Annotated in this window: 21 protein-coding genes; 12 read left to right on the forward strand and 9 right to left on the reverse strand. The window is 42.1% G+C overall.

Annotated elements, in window-relative coordinates:
- The first annotated feature begins 74 nt into the window (after window positions 1-74).
- Together ASE42_RS00175 and ASE42_RS00180 are read left to right on the forward strand one after the other, a co-directional pair.
- Window positions 75-1,097 (forward strand): quercetin 2,3-dioxygenase, encoded by a 1,023-nt coding sequence (locus ASE42_RS00175; RefSeq protein WP_056764959.1) that lies wholly within the window; start codon window positions 75-77, stop codon window positions 1,095-1,097.
- 158 nt (window positions 1,098-1,255) lie between these two features.
- A complete protein-coding gene (locus ASE42_RS00180; RefSeq protein ID WP_024424382.1) occupies window positions 1,256-2,389 on the forward strand; it encodes a zinc-dependent alcohol dehydrogenase in 1,134 nt (377 codons plus the stop codon).
- Between the two features lie 22 nt (window positions 2,390-2,411).
- On the opposite strand, the gene ASE42_RS00185 is transcribed toward ASE42_RS00180, so the two are convergent.
- Window positions 2,412-2,849, reverse strand: coding sequence for a MarR family winged helix-turn-helix transcriptional regulator (locus ASE42_RS00185; RefSeq protein WP_012008812.1), 438 nt, complete (start codon window positions 2,847-2,849; stop codon window positions 2,412-2,414).
- A 261-nt stretch (window positions 2,850-3,110) separates the two neighbouring features.
- Here ASE42_RS00185 and ASE42_RS00190 point away from each other — a divergent pair, with 261 nt between their 5' ends.
- The 4 genes from ASE42_RS00190 to ASE42_RS00205 all read left to right on the forward strand — a co-directional run bounded on the left by ASE42_RS00190 (window position 3,111) and on the right by ASE42_RS00205 (window position 7,704).
- Window positions 3,111-4,619, forward strand: coding sequence for a class I adenylate-forming enzyme family protein (locus ASE42_RS00190; RefSeq protein ID WP_056764962.1), 1,509 nt, complete (start codon window positions 3,111-3,113; stop codon window positions 4,617-4,619).
- 66 nt (window positions 4,620-4,685) lie between these two features.
- Window positions 4,686-6,068, forward strand: coding sequence for an amino acid permease (locus ASE42_RS00195; protein ID WP_024424380.1), 1,383 nt, complete (start codon window positions 4,686-4,688; stop codon window positions 6,066-6,068).
- Window positions 6,069-6,168: 100 nt separating this feature from the next.
- Window positions 6,169-6,534 carry a VOC family protein gene (locus ASE42_RS00200; RefSeq protein ID WP_025092526.1) on the forward strand — a complete coding sequence of 122 codons (366 nt, stop codon included), beginning with the start codon at window positions 6,169-6,171 and terminating at the stop codon, window positions 6,532-6,534.
- Window positions 6,535-6,843: 309 nt separating this feature from the next.
- Complete coding sequence (locus ASE42_RS00205) at window positions 6,844-7,704, forward strand: alpha/beta fold hydrolase (RefSeq protein ID WP_024427419.1); 861 nt, start codon at window positions 6,844-6,846, stop codon at window positions 7,702-7,704.
- 39 nt (window positions 7,705-7,743) lie between these two features.
- On the opposite strand, the gene ASE42_RS00210 is transcribed toward ASE42_RS00205, so the two are convergent.
- Window positions 7,744-9,171, reverse strand: a complete 1,428-nt coding sequence (locus ASE42_RS00210) for an alanine/glycine:cation symporter family protein (protein WP_024427211.1) — start codon at window positions 9,169-9,171, stop codon at window positions 7,744-7,746.
- 33 nt (window positions 9,172-9,204) lie between these two features.
- Window positions 9,205-10,185 (reverse strand): glutaminase, encoded by a 981-nt coding sequence (locus ASE42_RS00215; protein ID WP_024427212.1) that lies wholly within the window; start codon window positions 10,183-10,185, stop codon window positions 9,205-9,207.
- A 517-nt stretch (window positions 10,186-10,702) separates the two neighbouring features.
- On the opposite strand from ASE42_RS00215, the gene ASE42_RS00220 reads away from it, so the two are divergent.
- From ASE42_RS00220 to ASE42_RS00230, 3 genes are all read left to right on the forward strand, one after another.
- Window positions 10,703-11,989: a sensor histidine kinase gene (locus ASE42_RS00220; protein WP_056764965.1), complete on the forward strand. Its 1,287-nt coding sequence runs from the start codon at window positions 10,703-10,705 to the stop codon at window positions 11,987-11,989.
- A 4-nt stretch (window positions 11,990-11,993) separates the two neighbouring features.
- On the forward strand, window positions 11,994-12,932 hold the full coding sequence (locus tag ASE42_RS00225) for a response regulator (protein ID WP_025092765.1): 939 nt from the start codon (window positions 11,994-11,996) through the stop codon (window positions 12,930-12,932).
- 191 nt (window positions 12,933-13,123) lie between these two features.
- Window positions 13,124-14,209: an SEC-C metal-binding domain-containing protein gene (locus tag ASE42_RS00230; protein WP_056764969.1), complete on the forward strand. Its 1,086-nt coding sequence runs from the start codon at window positions 13,124-13,126 to the stop codon at window positions 14,207-14,209.
- Between the two features lie 46 nt (window positions 14,210-14,255).
- On the opposite strand, the gene ASE42_RS00235 is transcribed toward ASE42_RS00230, so the two are convergent.
- The 4 genes from ASE42_RS00235 to ASE42_RS00250 all read right to left on the reverse strand — a co-directional run bounded on the left by ASE42_RS00235 (window position 14,256) and on the right by ASE42_RS00250 (window position 17,960).
- Window positions 14,256-15,296, reverse strand: coding sequence for a DUF4352 domain-containing protein (locus ASE42_RS00235; protein ID WP_056764972.1), 1,041 nt, complete (start codon window positions 15,294-15,296; stop codon window positions 14,256-14,258).
- A gap of 313 nt (window positions 15,297-15,609) precedes the next feature.
- Window positions 15,610-16,266, reverse strand: coding sequence for a response regulator (locus ASE42_RS00240; protein ID WP_044333593.1), 657 nt, complete (start codon window positions 16,264-16,266; stop codon window positions 15,610-15,612).
- Complete coding sequence (locus ASE42_RS00245; RefSeq protein WP_024427218.1) at window positions 16,263-17,477, reverse strand: sensor histidine kinase; 1,215 nt, start codon at window positions 17,475-17,477, stop codon at window positions 16,263-16,265. Before ASE42_RS00245 ends, ASE42_RS00240 begins: the two co-directional genes overlap by 4 nt.
- Before the next feature lie 18 nt (window positions 17,478-17,495).
- Window positions 17,496-17,960, reverse strand: coding sequence for a DUF1453 domain-containing protein (locus ASE42_RS00250; RefSeq protein ID WP_224427073.1), 465 nt, complete (start codon window positions 17,958-17,960; stop codon window positions 17,496-17,498).
- Between the two features lie 158 nt (window positions 17,961-18,118).
- Here ASE42_RS00250 and ASE42_RS00255 point away from each other — a divergent pair, with 158 nt between their 5' ends.
- Complete coding sequence (locus ASE42_RS00255) at window positions 18,119-19,048, forward strand: aldo/keto reductase (RefSeq protein ID WP_034283198.1); 930 nt, start codon at window positions 18,119-18,121, stop codon at window positions 19,046-19,048.
- 33 nt (window positions 19,049-19,081) lie between these two features.
- Here the strand turns inward: ASE42_RS00255 and ASE42_RS00260 are convergent, their stop codons facing one another.
- Together ASE42_RS00260 and ASE42_RS00265 are read right to left on the reverse strand one after the other, a co-directional pair.
- Window positions 19,082-20,047, reverse strand: a complete 966-nt coding sequence (locus ASE42_RS00260; protein WP_056764975.1) for a sensor histidine kinase — start codon at window positions 20,045-20,047, stop codon at window positions 19,082-19,084.
- 11 nt (window positions 20,048-20,058) lie between these two features.
- Window positions 20,059-20,760 (reverse strand): LytR/AlgR family response regulator transcription factor, encoded by a 702-nt coding sequence (locus ASE42_RS00265; protein WP_056764978.1) that lies wholly within the window; start codon window positions 20,758-20,760, stop codon window positions 20,059-20,061.
- A gap of 161 nt (window positions 20,761-20,921) precedes the next feature.
- Between ASE42_RS00265 and ASE42_RS00270 the strand changes: the two genes are divergently transcribed.
- Window positions 20,922-21,662 (forward strand): ATP-binding cassette domain-containing protein, encoded by a 741-nt coding sequence (locus tag ASE42_RS00270; RefSeq protein ID WP_025092774.1) that lies wholly within the window; start codon window positions 20,922-20,924, stop codon window positions 21,660-21,662.
- Window positions 21,662-22,837, forward strand: coding sequence for an ABC transporter permease (locus tag ASE42_RS00275; RefSeq protein WP_056764981.1), 1,176 nt, complete (start codon window positions 21,662-21,664; stop codon window positions 22,835-22,837). Before ASE42_RS00270 ends, ASE42_RS00275 begins: the two co-directional genes overlap by 1 nt.
- The last annotated feature ends 9 nt before the right edge of the window (window positions 22,838-22,846 follow it).

Consider the following 22,846-nt stretch of genomic DNA (forward strand, 5'->3'; position numbering starts at 1 on the left):
TCGCATATTGTCTATCTATTATATCAATTGGTCTATATAATATAGATAGTCAATTTGTCATGAGGAGTGATGGGATGTCGGAGCAACCGCAATCGATGAAGCAATCCGAAGGTACCTCTTTTTATACCGTGTCTGGTTCCGGAAAGCTGTATGGGCTGGAGAATCAGCTTGTTCATATGCTGGCAGAAGCAAATCAAACGAATCAGCTGTTTGAGCTTGCCTTAATCACAGGTGGGAAAGGAGCATATTTCCCGCTGCACTGTCATGAGCACTTATTTGAAACCATTTTTGTGCTGGAAGGAAAGCTTGAAGTGATGCTGGACGGTAAAAAATACATGGTCACAGCCTTTGATTATATTCATATCCCGCCCAAAACGATTCATGGCTACAGAATGCATAGTCATAAAACAAGATTTATTTCATATACGCTGGGCGGAAAAATGACAGATGTCTATCAGCAAATTGGGAAAAGGCTTTTTCAGAATGAATGGTCTATGACTCATCATGCTTTCGATGCAGCCAGTTTTCAGCAGGCTGAAAAAGAAAGCGATATCATCCTGATGCATGGAATCAGAGAACTGTCTAATACAACGAGGCCCTCCGTTTTATTTCATAGTCAGCTCCCTCACGAGGTACAGCCTTATGTATTAGAGGCTGGTGAAGGGAAGCAATACATCATTGATGGTCAGATTCATGAGCTGATTGCAACAGTAGAAACAACAGGAGGCGGATTCAGTCATTTTGTGGTTGAAGGAGCGAAGGAGAAATATTTCCCGCCGCATTATCATCAAGTTCATACAGAAGCAATCTATTGTGTTGAAGGGAAGATGAACCTTCATTTGAACGGAGAGGATATTTGCTTGATGCCGGGTGACTTTGCCTATATCCCGCCGGATACGATCCACTCTTATGAATTTGTGTCTCATTCAAATAAAATGTTGGTTTTGCTGCTTCCAGGAGAAATTGAGCAGGTGTATGAGCAGTTTGAAGAATCTCCAAGCCCAAGTATATGCCCCTATTTTATTCAAGAAGGGAATTTCATGTTCAATCGGGAGACTTCAACTCAATATGATTTGTTTTTTGTCGAAAAGGAATAAGTGTGTAACGCGTTACACGACATCATGAGTCTGTCGAAACAATCGACAGGCTTTTTTTGTTTTTTGCCTCCTCCACATAAATTTCTCATTTGATGAATGAACCATTCATTCAAGGTGAAGCTATGTAAAGATGACTTGAGCTAAAGGAGGAAATCCATGTGAGAGCTGTTACTTATCAAGGGAAAAATAGCATTGCAGTGAAGAAAGTAGATGCACCGTCGATTCAAGATCGGGAAGATGTGATCATACGTATTACATCAACAGCAATTTGTGGATCAGATTTACATTTGTATCAGGGGAATTTCCCCCTTCCAATCGGCTATGTGATTGGGCATGAACCAATGGGGATTGTGGAGGAAGTTGGCCCGGATGTCACAGCCGTAAAAAAGGGAGACCGTGTCGTCATTCCATTTACAGTTGCATGTGGTAAATGCCAATATTGCGATCATCACTTAGAAAGCCAATGTGACAACTCAAACCCGCACTACGATTCGGGTGGACTTTTTGGCTATAGTGAGAAATATGGGAATTACCCCGGAGGACAGGCAGAGTATTTACGCGTACCTTTTGGCAACTATACACCGTTTAAGATTCCAGAGGATTGTGAGCTGGAGGATGAACAATTGCTGTTCTTATCAGATGTCCTGCCAACCGCCTATTGGAGTGTAGAGCACGCAGGTGTGAAAAAAGGCGATACGGTCATTGTGCTAGGCTGCGGACCTGTTGGGTTAATGGCGCAGCAATTTGCTTGGCAAAAAGGAGCAGAACGTGTGATTGCCGTCGATTACATTGATTACCGCCTGCGGCATGCAAAACGAATGAGCGGCGTTGAGGTCTTTGACTTTACAGAAGATCCCGACATGGGAGAAACGTTAAAGGAGCTTACCAAGGGCGGGGCCGATGTTGTGATTGATTGTGTGGGAATGGACGGGAAGAAGTCGCCGCTTGAAAAAATTGAGCAAAAGCTCAAACTCCAAGGCGGAACGATTGGACCCATTCAAATTGCCACAAAAGCCGTTCGCAAATGTGGAACAGTGCAGATGACGGGTGTGTACGGCGGCCTGTACAACATGTTTCCATTAGGCGCTTTTTTCGCAAGAAACGTCACCCTGAAAATGGGCCAAGCCCCGGCGAGAGGATACATGTCAAAGCTCTATCAAAAAGTGACAAGCGGTGAAATTGATCCTAGAGCCATTATCACTCACAAATTACCATTAGATGAAGCAGCTCATGCGTACCACATCTTCAATGACAAACAAGATGATTGTATAAAGGTCGTTTTAAAGCCATAAAAAAGAAGGCTTAGGAGTATTCCTAAGCCTTTAATGTGTGCTCGTCCATCATTTTTTCGATTAATTCAAAAAATGTTTTTTTATCTTCCTCTGAAAGGTGGTTGAACAATTGATTCACAAGCAGCTGGCGATTGTCGATCATTTGTTTAGCAATTTGTTCACCCGATTCAGAGAGTTCAATCCACACAGTACGGCGGTCATTATTATTTCGAGAGCGGATGATCAGCCCTTCGTCTTCTAAGTGATTGAGAGCGGTTGTTGTTGCAGAGGGAGATAATGAAACTTCCTGCAGAATATTTTTCACAGTACATGATTGATGGCGGTAGATGATACGTAAAATAAACCCTTTAACATTCGTGACGTTTTTCGGAATATTTTCTTCATCTATTTGTTTCGTCGCCTTTAAATACTTTGTCAGTGCATGGTCTAACAAACTTGCCTCTAGCTCGAAATGTTGCATTCTCCATACCTCTTTTCCTATTGCATTCGCATTTCCGATCAATTACTAGGTCTATCTTATCATAATAATCAACATGATTTAAACCAAAATGGAAGACGGCTATAAAATTACCTATATTATCAATTAATATAAAGAACAATTCCAAAATGAAATGATTTTACTTTCAGCTGTTTTTATTTTAGAATGTGAATGAGATAAAATCTGCCAACCCAATTCGCTGGAAATTGGCTATTGGAAATCAAACGTTTGGAGATGAAGATATTGAATACTTTACAGGCATTACTAAACGACAGAATGGAACGCTCTTCACAAATTGAGGCGGTAACTGGCGGAGGGGTGTCTTATACATTTGAAGAATATGCAAAACGCATCGACCAGCTTGCTCATTACTTAAATCAAAAAGGAATTCGAAAAGGTGACCGCGTTTGCTTTATTTGTCAAAACCATCATCACTTTTCAACGATTATGCTGGCAGCCATTAAAGCAGGTGCAGTCGCAGTTCCGCTTAGCTGGCAGCTTACTTCATTTGAGCTGGAGGGTATTTTGAAAAAAGCAGAGCCAAAGGCTTTATTTTTTGACCGAGAATTCCGTGAGATTATTTCTGCGGTGAATGTGTCTTTAGACAACTGTCTCATGGTGGAATCTGGTGTAAATGCGAAAACAACGCAGCTGTTTGAAGACATATTGGCTTCAAATGATGGCAGTGATCTTGCGGAAGAGGTATCAGAAGAGGATCTAGCGATGATCTTATTTACCTCTGGGACAACGGGGAATCCAAAAGGCTGTATGGTCGGACATGGACGAATCTATCAATTTTTAACAAGACGCGGGAATCGAGGATTTGACTTGAAAGGGAAACGGTACTTGGCGAGTCACCCTCTCTATCATATGAGTTCAATTAATCATCTGATCGCTGCAGCCATTGAAGGGTATACACTTGTTTTCTTACATGATGCAACGCCGAAGCGCATTTTAGAAACGATCGAAAAAGAAAGAATAACGTTCATGATGGCTTTCCCATCAGCTTATACGTACATGCTGGAAGAAATGAAGCGCGGTTCGTATGACCTTTCATCGTTTGAAATTGCGATTTCTGGCGGTACGAAGGTGCCGGTCCGTTTGATTAAGGACTACAAAGAAGCAGGCATTCAGATGATGCATGGCTACGGAAGCACGGAAGCATGGGTTGTCAGTGCGTGGCATCCTGCGATGGGCGAGGATAAAATGGGCTCTGCTGGTAAAGTGGATCCAGATGTAGAAGTGAAAATCGTTCATCCTGAGACTGAGGAAACACTGCCAGCTGGAGAAATTGGCGAAGTTGTCATGAGAAGCCCATTTTATTTCTTAGGCTATTATCATCAGCCTGACGCTACTGCGAAGGTACTCAAAGATGGCTGGTTCCATATGGGAGATGCAGGCTATCTAGATGAAGATGGTTTTCTATTTATCACAGGCAGATACAAAGATGTGATTTTATACGGCGGAGACAATATCTATCCTGACCAAGTAGAAGAAGTCATTGAACAAATACCAGGTGTGATTGAATCAGCTGTCATCGGGGTGCCAGACGAATTATATGGTGAAGTGCCAAGTGCGTATATCGTAAAAGACGAATCCGCCGATTTCTGCGAAGAAGATGTGGTGAACTATTGTCAGGAACGTTTGGCAGATTACAAAGTGCCATCCATTCATTTCATCAGTGATCTGCCAAAAAACAAGCTTGGTAAAATTATGAAGAAAGATTTACGTGAATTGGTTGTGAATGCTTAGTACCTATTCTGCTATAATGAAATTTGAATGATTTTTTGTTTTTCTAACGTTTTGGAGGGAAAGGGTTTGCGACATATTCTTCGTAAGAAACACGTTCACGATTTGTTGGAACAGAGCAGACAGCAAAAGGTAAAGAAAACACTGGGCGGGCTAGATCTCACGCTTCTTGGTATAGGGGCAGTGATTGGCACAGGGGTTATGGTGTTAACTGGTATAACAGCGGCTAAGGATGCAGGACCGGCTGTTATTTTCTCCTTTGCGATTGCAGCCATTGTGTGCAGTTTGGCAGCACTTTGTTATGCAGAAATGGCTTCAGCGCTTCCTGTATTCGGCAGTGCGTACATTTATTCATATACGACCATGGGCGAGCTTGTAGGCCATTTGATGGGCTGGACCTTATTGTCTGTTTATATGCTGACTGCTTCAGCTGTCGCCAGCGGCTGGTCGAGTTATTTCAACAGCTTGCTTGAGGGATTTGGAATTTCGATTCCGCATCAATTCTTAGCGGGGCCGGAGCAAGGCGGATATATGAATCTGCCGGCGATTATCATTGCTCTACTGATTGCGTGGATCTTATCTAGAGGAACGAAGGAAAGTAAAAAATTTAATAATATCATGGTGTTTGTGAAACTCGGTATTATTGTTCTTTTCATTGTAGTAGGCGGCTTTTATGTACAGCCATCCAATTGGCAGCCGTTTATGCCGTTTGGCGCAGAAGGTGTCATTGCCGGTGCTGCTGCTGTATTTTTTGCCTTTTTAGGGTTTGATGCAATTTCTGCTTCAGCAGAAGAGGTGAAAAATCCGCAGCGGAACCTGCCAATTGGGATCATAGGTTCATTACTTATTTGTACGATCATTTACATTGTCGTTTGTTTGGTCATGACAGGCATGGTGCACTATACACAGCTGAATGTCACAGAGGCTATGTCATATGTCCTGCAAAGTGTACATCAAAATAGCGTGGCTGGTATTATTTCTGTTGGTGCGGTCATTGGATTGATGGCTGTGATTTTCGCCAATAATTATGCAGCAACTCGAATTGCCTATGCGATGGGCCGAGACGGACTTTTGCCTAAAGTGTTTTCAAAAACAAACAAAAGCGATACGCCTGTTGCTAGCATATGGATGATTGGCGGAATGACAGCTGTTATTTCAGGCTTTATTGATTTGAAGGATCTGTCCAACTTAGCGAATATCGGTGCGTTATTAACGTTTGCCATGGTCAGTTTATCTGTGCTTATTTTGAGAAAAACACATCAGCAGCTTGAGAGGGGCTTCAGGGTTCCTTTTGTGCCGGTTTTGCCGATTATATCAATGGGCTGCTGCTTGTTCCTTATGCTCAATTTACCAGGCCGGACATGGCTTTACTTTGGGGTTTGGCTGTTAATCGGTGTCGTCATGTACGCAGCGTATTCAAACAAACATAGTGAATTAGCGAAATCTTCATGAGAAAAAGGTGCAAATCCGTTGACGATTTGTGCCTTTTTTCATACGATTTGGGATAAGCTATAAAAGAGATAATGGACGGAACAAGAGGAGGATGAGGGATATGATTAGTGTTAGTCCTTATATTGTTGTAGAAGATGTGAAAGAATCTCTTCAATATTATCAAGGGATTTTTGGTGGGGATATTCAGATCTTAAATGAACATCAAGACCGTGTCCTGCATGCTGAATTGCATCTTGGGGAATCACTGCTTCATTTTTCAGATACATTTGGACGCACGCCAAAGCCAGAGAATCTCAGATTGATCATGCAGTTTGACAATGAAGAAGAACTAAAGGCTGTCTATGAAGCGCTGGAAGCTGATGGAGATGTACTGGTCGAATTACAGGATACCTTCTTTGGCGCACTTCACGGACAAGTACAGGACCGGAAAAATGGGTTGATCTGGGTTCTGAATTATATGAAATAGACGAAGACCTTCACGAGTGTGAAGTTTCAGCGTGTAGACAAACCCTCGCATTCGGTGTCAGGTCTGCGCTCCGGTGCTCACGAATGTCAAATTCGCTCCGCTCCGATGCTCGTCCTTCCTAGACTTCAAAGGTTTTCTATCACGCTGAAAGGAAGACAAAGGGCTAAAATCAAGATCATTTTAGCCCTTTGTCAACAATCTGTACCTTCACGAGTGTGAAGGTTTTTTTGTGAGTGTTTTTATTTTCTGAAAAATGGAAAATATGCTATGTTGGAAGAATAAAAGGACAAGGAGAAGGGTGGCAAAGGAATGGAACAAATTGAGTTTCAATCAATCCAAACAAATGGTGTAACACTTCATACAGCAATGGCTGGACCAGAAAATGGCCCGCTGCTTGTGCTGCTCCACGGGTTTCCTGAGTTTTGGTACGGCTGGAAAAATCAAATCATCCCCTTGGCTGAGGCAGGCTATCGTGTTGTTGTTCCTGATCAAAGAGGCTACCATCTAAGTGACAAGCCAGAAGGAGTCGAATCCTACGTATTAGATAAACTGAGAGATGATATTGTGGGTTTGATTAAGACGCTGAGCCCGAACCAAAAGGCGATTGTCGGCGGACATGACTGGGGCGGAGCTGTTGCTTGGCATTTGGCTTCAACCCGTTCTCAATATGTCGAGAAATTAATCATTGTCAATATGCCGCATCCGCGGGTGATGATGAAGGTTCTTCCTTTTTATCCGCCGCAGTGGAAGAAAAGCTCCTATATCGCTTTTTTTCAGCTTCCGAATGCTCCAGAGGCAGCACTTCAAGAAAATCATTTTCAAAAGCTGGATGAAGCCATTGGGCTGACGGCAAGACCACATTTGTTCACGAAGGAAGATGTCTCAAGCTACAAGCTCGCTTGGACACAGCCAGGCGCCTTGACCTCAATGCTGAATTGGTATCGAGCCATCAAAAAAGGCGGCTTTGAAAAGCCAATTTCCAAACGAATTCTCGTTCCTGTTCGCATGATCTGGGGGATGGAGGACAAATTTTTAAGCAGAAAGCTGGCGAAGGAAACGATAAAGATCTGTCCAAATGGCCAGCTGATCTTTGTCGATGATGCCTCTCATTGGATCAATCATGAGAAACCAGAGGTTGTCAACAAACTCATACTTGAATTTTTGACATAAAGAAAAAAGCTCTGATCAGTTGACCAGAGCTTTTTTGATTTATCCGATTTGATTCTTTTTCAATGCAGCAGGTTCGTCGTCCCAGCATTCAATTTTCTCATTGTTTGGAACGGCATTTTTATAGAAAACAGGATCTTTGCCTTCTTTTTTCTGTCTCGTGTAGTCCTTCAGTGCTGCGAAGGCGACCTTAGACAGCATGGTAATGGCGATGAGGTTGACGATGACCATGAGTCCCATGAAGAGATCGGCTAGACCCCAAACGAGAGGAACAGTGGCAACCGCACCGAACAGAACCATTCCAATAACGGCAATTCGATAGATGTTAAGCCAAATTTTGTTCGCTCCAAGGAATTCAATGTTCGTTTCCCCATAGTAATAGTTACCGATCAATGTACTAAACGCGAATAGGAAAATCATGATGGCAAGGAAGCCAGAGGCCCATGGTCCAATATGCTGACTAAGAGAAGCCTGTGTTAATTCAATTCCTTGCAGGTTTGTTGTTTTATACGCATCAGAAAACAGAACAAGGAAGGCTGTGCTTGTACAAATAATTAACGTATCTGTTAACACGCCGAATGCTTGGATTAATCCTTGTTTAACAGGGTGGCTTGTGACAGCCGTTGCTGCTGCGTTAGGTGCACTACCCATACCGGCTTCATTTGAGAAGAGACCGCGTTTAATCCCTTGTAATAAGGCACCGCCTAGCGTACCGCCAGCAAACTGTTCAAACCCGAAGGCGTGTTTCACAATCGTGCTGATGACACCAGGAAGTTCCGTGATATTTGTGACAATAACAAAGAACGCAATTCCGATGTAAGCAACCGCAAGCACAACGACAATGTATTCAGAAGCCTTTGCGATCGCTTGGATTCCTTTGAAAATGATCGCTGCAAAAATGACAGCCATCACAATACCGACGGTTAAACGGTCTAAACCGAAGGAGTTTTTAAAAGCGACAGTGATCGTATTTGATTGAACCGCATTAAAGACGATTCCAAAAGAAATCGTAATCAGGATCGCAAATAAAATCCCCATCCAGCGCTTGTTTAACCCTTTTTCCATGTAATAAGCAGGTCCACCGCGGAAACCTGTTTTGTCTTTTACTTTATATACTTGAGCTAGTGTACTTTCAACGAAACTTGAAGCAGATCCGATAATGGCTACGATCCACATCCAAAAGATGGCACCAGGGCCGCCAATGGCAATAGCGATAGCAATCCCTGTAATATTCCCTGTCCCTACGCGTGCTGCCATACTGATGGCAAATGCTTGGAACGGTGATATTCCCTCTTTTTCTTTTCTTCCTTCCTTCAGGACACGCAGCATTTCTTTGATCATTCTCACTTGCAGGAAGCGTGTTCTATATGTGAAGTACACCCCAACACCAAGTAACAGAGCAATCACAATATAAGTCCAAATAAAATCATTTGTATGTGTTAAATAAGATAGCAAAGCTTTTTCGTTCATAACATCACCTCTTCGAATTCATCACTGTTCTTTTTAAAAAATACTGAGATCCCACTCTTTGGCGAGCTTTTTCAGCATCATGACACCGGTAATACTATTTCCGCAATCGTCAATGGCGGGACCGTAAATGCCAATTCCACAGCCTGTCTGAAACGGGAACTCTCTTCTTGCGCTTGGCGGAACGCAAGCCATAATTCCTCCAGACACACCACTTTTGGCTGGAACGCCTACAAAAGCAGCAAAATTCCCAGACGCATTATACATGCCGCATGTCAGCATCAATGCCTTTGTTAGTCTGGCGATATCCTTTGGGATGACTTGGACTTGTTTAAAGGGATGGTAGCCATCACTTGATATAATCAGTCCAATCAAGGCGATGTCCTCTGTTGTGACCTCGATGGAACATTGCTTTAAATACACTTCTAACGTGTCCTCGACATCCGATTCTAAATAATTGGTTTCCTTTAAATAATAAGCAAGTGCCCGATTTCGATGTGCAGTTGCCCATTCTGATTGATAAACCTCTTCATTAACAGAAGGACGCTTACCTATTAAGTTTTCGATTAAATCGAAAATATATGCTAGCTTTTCTGTAGAAGTCTTTCCGGGAAGGATGGAGGATACGGTAATAGCTCCAGCATTAATCATTGGATTAAAGGGCTTCCCTGGTTTATGCATCTCAAGACGGTAGATGGAATTAAATGCATCACCAGTTGGCTCTACATCTACCCGATCCAAGACGTAAGGTACGCCTCTTCCTAAACAGGCAGCTATAAAGCTGATGACTTTTGAGATACTTTGCAGGGTAAAGGGAACGTCCCAATCACCATATCGTACAGATGATCCATCTGGGCCTATCACGCTGATACCAAGTTGAGAGGAATTCACTTTTCCAAGTGCTGGAATGTAGCCAGCATTCTGCCCGTTTGTGTAATACGGACGTATTTCTTCTGCCCATTGATCAACAGAAGACTGGCATGCGTGTTGTGTATTTTTAGAAATTGCTGTTTTCATACGATTCCTCCAATCAAAAATCAAAAAGTACCCTATTGAATTGGCGGATGACAAAAAATGCGATCAAATAGGCACGAAAACATGTTACACATCTTCAAAGAACTTGTCATGCGCTGCTTGCACCACTCCTTTACACCTAAATATATGTACAAATGAAGGCATTGTCGGCGGAAAAACAAAAAGGGTTTTTAGTGAAAATTCAGAAAACGCTTACATATAGTTTCACTAAAATTGTTCATTCAATTTATCTTGGAAACTACACAATCTGACGTAAATCTACAGAAAAACTTACAAATAAAAATCAGTCTGTCGATAATTGTCTAAACAATTCCTATTATTGTCGTCAATGATCAAAACAGTGAATAGCTGAAAGGTCACCTTGCTGTCCCGGAGAATAGTCATAAAAACGGATTTTGAGGATAAAAGGAGCAGTGAAAATTATTTTTTTGTACATTGTGGAGAAAAGAGTCTCCTTGTATACTGTGGCTATGCAAACAGGGGAAGGGATGTCAGTCATTTGAGTTTAAATCAGCTTGTCAAAAAGGACGCATTCATTTTAATTTTTATGATAGTCATTGTGCCGCTTGCAGGAGAGCTGAAGTTTTATCCTGTGAATGAGACGTTTCGCATCAGCTTTGGCGCACCTGCGTTTTTCTTTTGCTTATTACTCTTAAGAAAATCTAGACCGCTATTGCCGGGATTTTTAACAGGCGCAGCCATTGTGCTTTTTCGGGTAGGTTTAGATTTGATTCAGCAGAATGCTGATCTGGCTTCATCATTTTATCAGCAATTCCCAAGCTTCTTTTTCTATTTCACTTATGCTTTCCTGTTTTTTGCCGTCCGTACGGGACGCTTTAAACAGCGCTCTATTTTCATTGGGATCATCGGTCTGATGATCGAATTAGTTGCTGATTTTGTCGAGCTGTTTGTACAATTTCTAGTGTTTGATACAACGATGACCTTATCAAAGCTGAGCGATATGTTCCTCATTGCGTTTGCTCACAGCTTTGTGGTGATCAGTTTTTTTAATATGATGAAGCTGTATGAGGCTCAATCAAGAGAAAAGCAGATCATGAAACAAAATGAGCATATGATGATGGTCATTTCGAATTTATATGAAGAAACGGTGCATTTAAAGAAAACGTTAAAACATACAGAGCATATTACACAGGAATCATACCGGCTTTATCGTCTGCTGCATGAACACGAAGCAGGGAAAAAAGTGAGTCAGGAGCTGTTAAAGCTCGCAGGAGAAATTCATGAAGTGAAAAAGGACAATCAGCGTATTTATGCTGGGCTTTCAAAGCTGATTTCGAAGGAAAATATGCAAGACTATATGAAGGCGGAAGAGCTCGTCCAAATTGTCATCCGCATTCAAGAGAAGTATGCTTTATCTCTTGGGAAAAACATCTCCTTTACATCTGATATAAGGGGCATTCATCTGCATGATTATCATGTGTTTATTTTCTTATCGCTGATTAATAATTTAATGGCCAATGCAGTCGAAGCAATAAAAGATACCGGGATGATCTCACTCGAATTGAAAGGAAGTCATGATAAAATAGAGATTCGGATTGAAGATGACGGACCAGGGATTCCTAAAAAAATGAGAGAGATTGTGTTTGATCCAGGGTATACCTCCAAATTTGATGCATTTGGAACACCGTCTACAGGGATTGGCTTATCCTATGTGAGAGAGCTGGTTCAAGAGCTTGGCGGTCAGATTCAAATCGAACCAAAAGAAACAAAAGGTACAGCTTTTCTGCTTGTCCTTCCTATACAAAATTTAATACAGAGAGGGTGAGTGTATGCGATTTTTCATTGCAGATGATGATCGTGCAATACGCTCGATTTTAGGTCAAATCATAGAGGATGAGGATTTGGGAGAGGTCGTAGATGAAGCGGGTGACGGAGTTGGATTAGAGGCTCATTCCCTGAACCTCAAGAAAGTAGACATCCTTTTGATTGATCTTTTAATGCCTGCTAGAGATGGCATTCAAACCATCCGCCATATCCACCCTGAATTCAAAGGTAAGGTCATTATGATTTCCCAAGTAGAGGCGAAAGAGATGATGGCAGAAGCATATGAACTAGGGATTGAATATTATATCCATAAGCCTGTCAATCGCATTGAAATCGTCAGTGTGATTCGAAAAGTCATGGAGCGTATCAAGCTGGAAAAATCGATTTACGATATACAAGCCTCTCTTCGCCACGTGCTGCCATTAGAGCCTGTCATTTCTCAAGGTGCGGGCGCTGGGGCGAAGAGAAGAACGATGAAAGAGGCTGGGGAATTCCTCTTATCTGAGCTGGGAATTGTCGGTGAGAGCGGCTCTAAGGATTTACTGGAGATACTCATCTACTTACATGAAACACAGTCAGCTAATTCTCATGAGGTCAATTTCCCGCCACTAAAGCAGCTGTTTATCAAAACAGCAGAAAGAAAACTGGATCATGGTGCAACCGATGTAGAGGTGATGCGGGAAGTGAAAGCGGCGGAGCAGCGGATTAGACGAGCTATTCATCATTCCTTGAATCATTTTGCCTCACTAGGATTAACAGATTTCTCAAATCCTAAGTTTGAGCACTACGCGTCGAAGTTTTTCGATTTTACCGATGTCAGTCAAAGAATGAAAGAAATGCAGAAGACATCTTCTCCCTCAGGATCGACAGGCAGAGTCAATACGAAGAAATTCGTTCAAATCTTTTATTTTGAGGCAAAGCAGTTATTCGAAGGAATGAGCTGAGGAAAATCTGTTGGTATGATTGGAGAAAATAAACAGAGAAAGTCTGTCTTTCCTATGATCTATCGTGATCTTCAGGTGATTTTATAATTTAACTGATCATTCAGATTTTTCTTTTTTCTTGAAAATAAAACCCTCCTGTGCAATCGTTTGTTAAAATAGTGAGGTTAGACTAGAATGTCGGAGGTTTTATTTTGGGAAAAATTAAACGAAATGCGCTCTGCCCATGCGGAAGCGGAAAAAAATATAAACATTGCTGTGGTCAAAAATCAGGCGGAGAACAAACGTCTGAGCTTGTGTTTAAGGAAGCTGTACAAGTTCAAAAGGATTTAATGAATTATGCTTTTTCTAAACATCAGAGAGCGATCAATCAATTCATTAATGAGTTTTCTTTCCTTGCAGATATGGATAAAGAAACGCAACAAATCTCAGTTTTCCATTTGAGTGTATGGGGCATCTTCTTCCGTCCATTAACTGATCAGAAAGAGACCATTTTCCAAGAGTTCCTGACAAAGAAAGCAGAAGATATTACACGTCCGAAAACAAGACAAGTGGTCCAATCTTGGACAGACATGGAGCCATCTTTGCTTTTATTAAATGAAAAAACGGACGAGTCTCTTTACTTTGAGAATATGGTAACAGCGGAGAAGGTTGAAGTAGATGTAAAACCTGATCAAACGGTACTGCCTGAAAAGGGAAGTCTCGTGCTTGGTTTTCCTGTTCAATTTGAAGAAAAGGCAGAGTTTTTCATTCAATATACGATGTTTGCGAAAGAGTTTACAGATACTCTTCTTCTTCAAGTTCGCCAGCTTGTTGACGCATATGAAGCAAATGGAGGGGCGCGCAGCACATTTATGAGAGAATCATTCCCTGATGTGCTGAAGTGTATGTTTGCGAAGCAAGAAGTAGAAGAATCAGAAACACCTGCTCAAACAGAAGGCGATGCAGGTCTATCAGCAGATCGTATGGACTGGGCAAGTGACGTCCAGCTGGAAACTGCTAAGCTGATTGAAGACGGAATGAAGGAGCACGGTGATCAAAGCCTGACAGATGGTGCTTTAACGGTTTGGAAAGCCTACTGTGATCAGAAATCACCTGTGATCCGTAAAGCAGCGTCATTTGCTGCCGGAATCGAATACTACATTCATTCACTTGCAAGCGATGCCCCGCTTTCTCAAGCACAAGTAGCGAAAAAGTATGGCATTAGTGCGTCGACTGTATCGAGCCGTTTTAAAGATATCGAAAAAGCGGTGAAAGAAGAGCAAGAGGCGACAATATAATCTAAAAAAGACGCGGCTCCTTCAGAGGCCAGCGTCTTTTTTTAGATTATCTCGTTTTAATAAAACCGCTCATGTACTGCTCTGTATTATAATCATTGAGGTCAATTTTCCATTGACCATCCCCATTACGTTTCATTTTCACTTCATATTCAGCTGGGCTGGAAACGGGAGGAAGTTTTTCGAATTCAGATGCGTACATGTTTAAGCTTTTTTTATACAATTCTTCTTTAGAACGGATTTTCCCGTTGTAAAACTCGTCTCTTTGCTTGTCTAGCTTGTCTTTTAAGTTAGAAGCATCAATGCCTGTTACTTGAGCGACAACCTTTGCTTCGTCATCAGAGATGGTTTTCACACTTGTTTCTACTTTCGCTTTATCCTTCATGGTGTTTTGAATGCGTTTGTACATCGACAGAATATCTCGGTCACTCACTTCATTTCCGTATATTCCTGCACTTCTTTTGAAGTCTTTTACAAACATCTCATGGTATTTATTGACGACATCCGATTGGTTGTCACCCGTTAAATCTGCGAATTCATCGTTCTTTTTATCAAAAACAATAATATCGGTATAAGCGGATAACGCTTTTGCTGGGTTATCCAGCTTTTTTGCTGAATCGAGTATTTTGTTTCCATCTAGGTCGATTTGGATGGAATCACTGTTTTTCTTGATACTGTCCTGATAGACGAACTGATATTTTTTCCCTTTGTCTACTAGGAAATAAAGAGCTCCTGAAAGTGACTTGCCTTTGTTCAATGAACCAAGGTCAAGACGATCTTTGCTGCCGTAGAATTTTAAATCAGATACTTTGGCGTCGTCCTGATAAAGGGAGAAGTCAGAGTTATATAATGAAAGGGCTTTGTCACCTTTGTTTGTGATCGTCAGATTGACTTTTAGCACCAATTCATTATCTCTCAAGGTAGTTGTTGAGTCTTCTGGTAACGTATATTCGTAGCTATTGACTTTTACCTCTGCTGTTTTCGTTGACTTTTGATCAGCGTCGGTTGATTTGGCTGAGCTCTGGCAGGCTGCAGAGATGATCATCACGAATGAAATCATGAGGAGTGCACTTATTTTTTTAAGATTCACAGTTGAAGCTCCTTTGCTTTTCTTTCGTCATTTCATTCCCGCTATCTGACTAAGAAAAAAGAAACAGATAGATTGGTATATTCGGGTGTTAAAGGGGAAAATATCCTAATGACGATTTGCACTATTCATTCTATCGAAATTCATTCATGATGAGGAATAGGTTTTAGTCCCTATTTTTGATAGTTTTTAACACAATCACCTATAAAATAAGGAATTAAATAAGCATAATATACTAGTTAATAAGTATTAATTTATAGATTTATTTTAGGTTTTAAATGTTTTTTGTATAAAAATCTTGAAGTGAAGGCAGTTTTTATTTCACGAGGCGGTGCCGGATGGCGAAGACGACAGCCTGTGTACGGTCTTGTGCATTGAGCTTTTGTAAAATACGGTGCACATGCGTTTTTACCGTACTTTTGCTGATAAATAATTGATCAGCAATGTCTTCATTCTTTAAGCCATAGGCCATTTGCTGTAATACATCGCGTTCACGTTCTGTGAATGATTCGTGAAGCAGATGAGTGTGATGTGTATCATTTGCCTGCTGAAGAGCTCGTGCCATCATGTGCTCAGAGGCTGCCGTTCGAAATACAGATTCACCAGCAAAGGCGGTGCGGATGGCCTCAATTAATTCCTCGGGCATTGTATCCTTCAGCAAATAACCGACTGCCCCTGCACGAATTCCGTCAAAGACGTATTCTTCCGTATCAAAGGTCGTGAGAATCACAACTTTTACATCTGGATGCTTTTTTAAAATGTGCTCTGTTGCTGTGATGCCATCCATTCCAGGCATTTGTACATCCATCAGCAGTACGTCTGGTGTGTTGATCGAGCAAAGCTCAACCGCCTCCTGACCGTCTGACGCCTCCCATATGACGTCAATATCCTCTTGAGCGCTTGCAATATAACGAAATCCTTGGCGGATCAGCGGCTGATCATCAATAATGCCAATCTTAATAGGGTTTGTCATGTCTCGGAGTCCTCCTTGATAGGAATGTGAACATGGATACAAAAGCCGTGCGGCTCGCGTATGGACGTCTTGAGGGAACCGCCTGCTGCGTCACACCGTGCCTTCATGCCTGACAGTCCAAAGCCAAATGAAATATCTTTTTCGCTGGTCAAATATCCATCGTCTTCAATGTTCATCATCAGCTCATGCTGGTCGTTAGATAGTGTAATGGTCATTGCGGTGGCCTTGGCATGGCGAATTGTATTGGTGATGGCTTCTTGTAAAATGCGGTAAAGCAGTTCAGATACGGAGAGCGGCCATTTTTTATACGTAAGCTGCTCTGTATGAAAGTGAATGTCAAGCTCACCCGATATCTCTCCTTGCTTGATGAGGCTGCGAAGTCCGGCAAGTCCGAGACCTGCATCATCTGACGCCATATGATGAACCACAGAACGAACTTCGGTGAGACAATTTTTAGAAATATGGATCAGCTCCTGAAACGTCTGCGTCATCTGCTCTGGTTCTTCCTGCTTTAAACGGTAGGGCAAAGACTGCAGCTGGACAATCATCGAGGTTAATTGGTGACCGATACTGTCATGCAGGTCACGTGCAATTCTGCTTCGCTCCTCGAGCACTGCAAATTGGAGTGACTGAACGGTCGCTTCTTCAAGCTCCATATGCGCCTTTTTCAATTGTTCATGGGCTTCTGATAATTCCTTGTGAACCAATTGCAGTTCTCCGAAGTGTTCTTCCTTTAATTCCTGTTCACGCCGACGCATTCTAGAAATCAAAACAAGTGTATACACAAGCAGCTGGAATAGCGGGAGAGTGATCACCATGTTCCAAGAAAAATCGTTTATATAATAGCTGATCCCACTGGTGAAAAAGATGATAGCAAATAGATAGGGATGATGCGCCTCTGAAAAACGAAAAGCGATAAAGCCGATCATAAAAAAGGTCAGTCCAATACTGTCTTGAATCTGACCTGTCACCAGCCACAAAAGATGTGTCAAAATCCACATCAAGAGGAGCATAGAAAATTGCTTTTTAGGTGACAGCTTGCTTTTTGGAAAAAGACAAAGGAGAAACACCAAATAGACGAAGGTGCGAAACACCAATTCGCCTAATGAAAGGGGCTCATACATTTGAATATACATATAGGTCAATACAAGGCCTAATACAAATTTCCGCCTTATTTGACCTAAAAGCTTGAGTGGCTGCTGAAGGTTCATATCAAAAACTCCTGTCTGTCAGTTAATAGCAGCAGATGCCTTGATGTTCATATATCTTTTTAAAAGAATAAAACGTAAGCCGATCATACTGCCGATTGGAAGGAATGTCAGGCCATTTGCGAAAATGATCAGGGAATGACCGCCATCCTGTACAATTGAACCTACTGTCATCCGGATAAGGATGATTCCGATGAAAAAAAGTGTTCCATAAAGTGAGCTGGCGGCGGTGATACGCCCCGACTGTTGATCATATGTTACTTTGTATAGTTTACCTCTCCATAGCCCGATTGCAAAACCTGCGAGTGCAAAGACAATCATTGCAAGCAGGCTCATCGCCGTGATTTCAATATGCTGGGTAAAGGAATAAGAGAGTGTGCCTAATAAAATGAGCGGTCCTATGAGAAGCCTGATGGGGCGGATTTCTTTTTCCTTGCCTGTTCTTAAAAGCAGAATAATCATAATGATGACAATTTGAATGGTCATGACAAGATCTCCTTTTCGTTTTAGTCTATCTTCATCATACGCATCTTCTATTTTCGCCGCGTCCACCTGCAGGTTGATTTTAGAGAGCGGTATACTTGAATGTTGGAAATGATTCGTGGGAAAATAAGGATGATTATGTAGATAAGGGAGATGAGCTTTTGAAAAAGGTAACGCTTGGACGAACTGATTTGCAGGTAAATCCGATAGGGCTTGGTACGAATGCAGTAGGCGGGCATAATTTATTCCCGAATCTTAGTGAGGATGCTGGACGGGAGCTTGTGGAGACGGCTCTTGATCAAGGTGTCAATTTCTTAGATTCTGCTTTTATTTATGGGCTGGGCCGTTCAGAGGAATTAATCGGTGAGATCATTGCCAAAAGAGGCGGCAGAGAAAAGCTTGTCCTTGCGACAAAAGGAGCTCATAAGGAAGTAAATGGCCAAATTGAACTTGATAACAGCCGTGATTTCTTAAGAGGGCAGGTCGAAAATAGCCTGAAACGACTGCAAACTGATTATATTGACTTGTACTATATGCATTTCCCGGATGGACGCACGCCGCTCGAAGAAGTAGCAGGCACATTAAAGGAATTGAAGGATGAAGGGAAAATCAGGGCAATCGGTGCATCAAACCTTGATTTTGAACAGCTTCAAGCCTTTAACCGAGATGGCTACTTAGACGTGCTTCAATCGGAGTATTCTCTGCTGAAACGTCAGGCAGAGCAGGATCTTCTTCCATACTGCGTCGAGCATGGGATATCTTTTATTCCTTATTTCCCATTGGCATCAGGCTTGTTGACCGGGAAATTTACAAAAGATGCGACATTTGATGATATTCGAGCAAAGGATCCGCTTTTCCAAGGCGATGCATTCCTTTCAAATCTCGAAAAAGTAGACAAGCTGAAAGCCATTGCTCAATCAAAGAATGCAGAAACAGCACACGTCGCACTCGCTTGGCTCTTAGCGCAGGATGGCATTGATGCTATTATTCCAGGGGCAAAACGAGCAGACCAAGTGCTGCAAAACCTAAAAACAAACGATGTTCAACTAACAGAAGAGGAAATCAATCAAATCGATAAGATCTTCTCGTAACACTAAAAAAAGGTGCAGCTATGCACCTTTTTTTTATGACATGGTGAGAGGGATTTTGATGACGAGCCGCAAATTTGGAGAACGGTAAGTGAAATCAAGTGTACCGTCTGCCTTTTCTACAAGCTGTTGAATGATATACGTCCCCATGCCTTGATGATCGCCGCCTTTTGTCGAACGGCCAAAAGTTTTGAATAAATGATCTAACACGTGTTTTTCCATACCTTTTGTGCTGTTTTCACAATGGATTAAAAATAGCCCGCTCCGAATAGAGGTCGTGACCGAAATGCTGCCCTCTTTTCCGGCTTGCTTCGCTTCAATCGCTGCATCTAGAGCATTATCAAGCAGGTTGCCAGTAAAACTAACCTGATCCGCCTTTGAAAAAGGAAGCGATGAAAAGGGTGCTTGAAGGTCTAGTGAAAGTGCAATGTCCTCTTTCTCAGCCCGTTGAAAGAAGGGGTGGAGGGTAGCGGCCAAATATGCATTTTCTCCTTTCATCCATGGGAAATGTTTGACGTATTGCTGAATCAAATCTTTGATTTCATGCTCGTCGTTCGACGCGGAAAAGGCATTTAAATGTCTGGCTGTTTCATGATGTTTACTGCGCAGCTCAAGAAGTAATTCGTTGGTTCTTGATTCCGCGTTTATGAGCTCTTGAAGCCGCCCATTTAACTGTTTCTCTGTCTGCATCACCTTCAATGAGAGGATATCGACTGTCACCATCATGATGAGCGCCAAAAGACAGCTCAGCCCATTCTGTTGCGTTAGAAACAGCAAAAGGCCTGTGCAGGTAATGAGTATAAAAGCGCCTAATATCACATCACCGCTCGTATGAGGCAAAAATCTTTTGTACATGAAAAATGTATAAACACACACCGCGCAAAAGGTAAGAAGCCACAACACAATGGATGATAGCGGCAGAAGGGCTTCAGCAGCCGCATGAAACGCAAGACCTAACCATATGAGGGCATAAATGCGAAATCCAAGATAGAAAGCGTTCACGTTCGTTCTCCTTAAAAATAGTATTTCTTAAAGAATTCTAATTGCTGCTTGGTCATCATGGCTTTTTTATCTGTACCTTCAAAAGACACGATATACGAATTTTTAGCATACGCCGAGAAATTCTTAATGTAATGAATATTAATGATAAACGATCGGTGGGAGCGGATAAAATCCTTTTCAGCCAGATCTCCCTTTAGCTCATTTAATGTCTGATAGGTTTGGATATCTCCTGTCGTTGTCACGATAGTTGTTGACCGGCCCGTTCGCTCAACAAAAATAACATCCTTTTTCTGCAGCACATGAATATTTGACTGCTGTTTAATGAGAAGCCGTCCATGAATGCTTTTCTCCTGCTTGGTGGACATATAACGCTCTAAGCATTTGGCAATTCGATCAGCTTGGTAGGGTTTCATAATATAATCATGTACATTCAAATCAAATGCATGGACTGCATATCCACTGTTTCCTGTCACAAAGACCACATCGACATTCAGTGCGTGAGAATGAATGAGGTCCGCTAATTCATAACCGGACATTCCGGGCATTTCAATGTCAGCAAACAGCAGATCAATGTCTCCTTTTTTGACCTTCTCATATGCATCCTCTGCTGACTGCGTGACAAAGACGATGTCCACAGCCTCCATCCTGCCTACAATGGCGTGCAGCTTTTCTAAATCTACTCGGTAATCGTCGACGAGACCTACTTTTATCATAAAAATCACCTATGACTATTCTTATTATTTGTCTATTTTACCATTTGTTTTTTTGAAATAGATCATTTCAAGACAGAAAAAGGACGTTTCGCGACATTTTTATATCAGGCAAGCGTTATTTTTTCTATCATAGGATTAGAAAGTTGAAAGGGGCGAACCAAATGATTACACTCAGCGATTGCAGCTGCTGGTTTAAAGATAAGAAAAAAGTCGTGAAAGCGATGAAACACATGACGTTCTCCGTGAAGGAAGGGGAAGTCGTTGGCATCCTAGGAGAAAATGGTGCAGGAAAAACAACATTATTGCGCGCCGTAGCCACATTATTAGAGCCTACACACGGAACAGTCACTGTCGCAGGCTTTGATACAGTGAAAGAAGCAACAGAAGTGAAAAAGCGAATTGGTGTCTTGTTTGGTGGAGAGACGGGGCTTTACGATCGTTTGACGGCAAGAGAAAACCTTGAATACTTTGGCAAATTATATGGCTTAGATCAGCATGAAATCAAAGCAAGAATAGAGGATTTGGCAAAGCGTTTTGGGATGAGACAATACATGGATCGCAAGGTGAAAGGATTCTCAAGAGGAATGAAACAAAAGGTGGCGATTGCCAGAACGTTAATTCATGATCCTGACATTATTTTATTTGATGAGCCGACAACAGGCTTAGATATCACGTCGAGTAATATTTTCAGAGATTTTATCCATCAGCTCAAGCAGCAAAATAAAACGATCCTCTTTTCAAGCCACATCATGGAAGAAGTCAGCCAGCTTTGTGACAGTGTCATGATGATTCATCAAGGAGAGCTTGTTTACAAAGGGACACTTCCAGAATTATATGCACAGGAACAAAGTGAAGACTTGAACTATATCTTTATGTCGAAGCTCGCTAGGGGGATTTCATAATGTGGAAAACCGTCTTTTTGAAAGAAATGACAGATGCGCTAAGGGATCGAAAAACGTTGCTCTTAACCGTACTGATTCCTCTTTTGACCATGCTTGGACTGGTGTTCTTTTATGAAAGCATGATTGCAGATCCAGGGGATAAAGCCTATACAGTCGCCATCAATGAACAGCTTCCAGCCGAAATGAACCAAATGATCAAAGAGGTGAAAAACCTACACCTTGAAACATTTGATGATCCGCAGCAAGCCGTCAAGGATGGGGAGGCAAATGCTTACCTAGAAATGCCGATAGAGGCTGGCGATATGCTCAAGCATCAAAAGCCATTCGCCATTAAAATTCACGGATATACGACAGATGATGATTCGGTGATCACAGTTCAAATGCTGCAATCATTGCTGGAGCAGTATCAAAACCAGGTGGTCGAGAAGCGTTTAGCAGCGGATCAAATCGATACGTCCGTTATTCATCCGTTTGAAGTGCAGTCCGTTGATGTAGAAGAAGGTGATGAAGGGGAAAACGGTGTGACCGCTATGCTGTTGTCGATTCTCCTTCCGATGATTTTGGTAACCTCCGTCATCTCAGGTGCTTTGCCAGCTGCGCTTGATATTGTAGCGGGTGAAAAAGACCGAAAATCCATTGAAGCCTTATTCCTGACACCGGCCAGCAGACTCCAGATTCTCATCGGAAAATGGCTCGCTGTCTCCATGTTTGGGATTTTAAGTGGAATTGTGGCGATCGGGATGCTGCTTCTATCCACTTTGCTCTTTACAGAAAAGCTGAAGCAGGCTCTGAACTTTGGTGATCAAATGTGGAGCATTATCGGCGTCATGTTTGCGGCGTTAATCATCTTCTCCTTCATGGTATCCATGATTGAACTGCTGCTCAGCGTGATATCGGGCTCAGTGAAAGAAGCACAGTCGTACATGTCCATGATCATTACACTCGGTGTGCTCCCAATGTTCTTTACTATGAGAGCAGGTGCTACGCAGCTAGATACGTATTACTTTGCCATCCCATTCCTGAATATTCATGCGCTGTGTAAGCAACTGATGTTTGGGATCATTGATCCAATGTCCATCACCCTGACACTCGGTTCCTCGGCCTTGGCAGTCGTTATCCTGTTTGTCATCGTCAGAAGCTTGTTTATGAAAGAGAAATGGATGCTTGCGAAATAAAGAAACGCC

It is taken from the genome of Bacillus sp. Root920, from assembly GCF_001429445.1.
GTDB lineage: Bacteria > Bacillota > Bacilli > Bacillales > Bacillaceae > Bacillus > Bacillus safensis.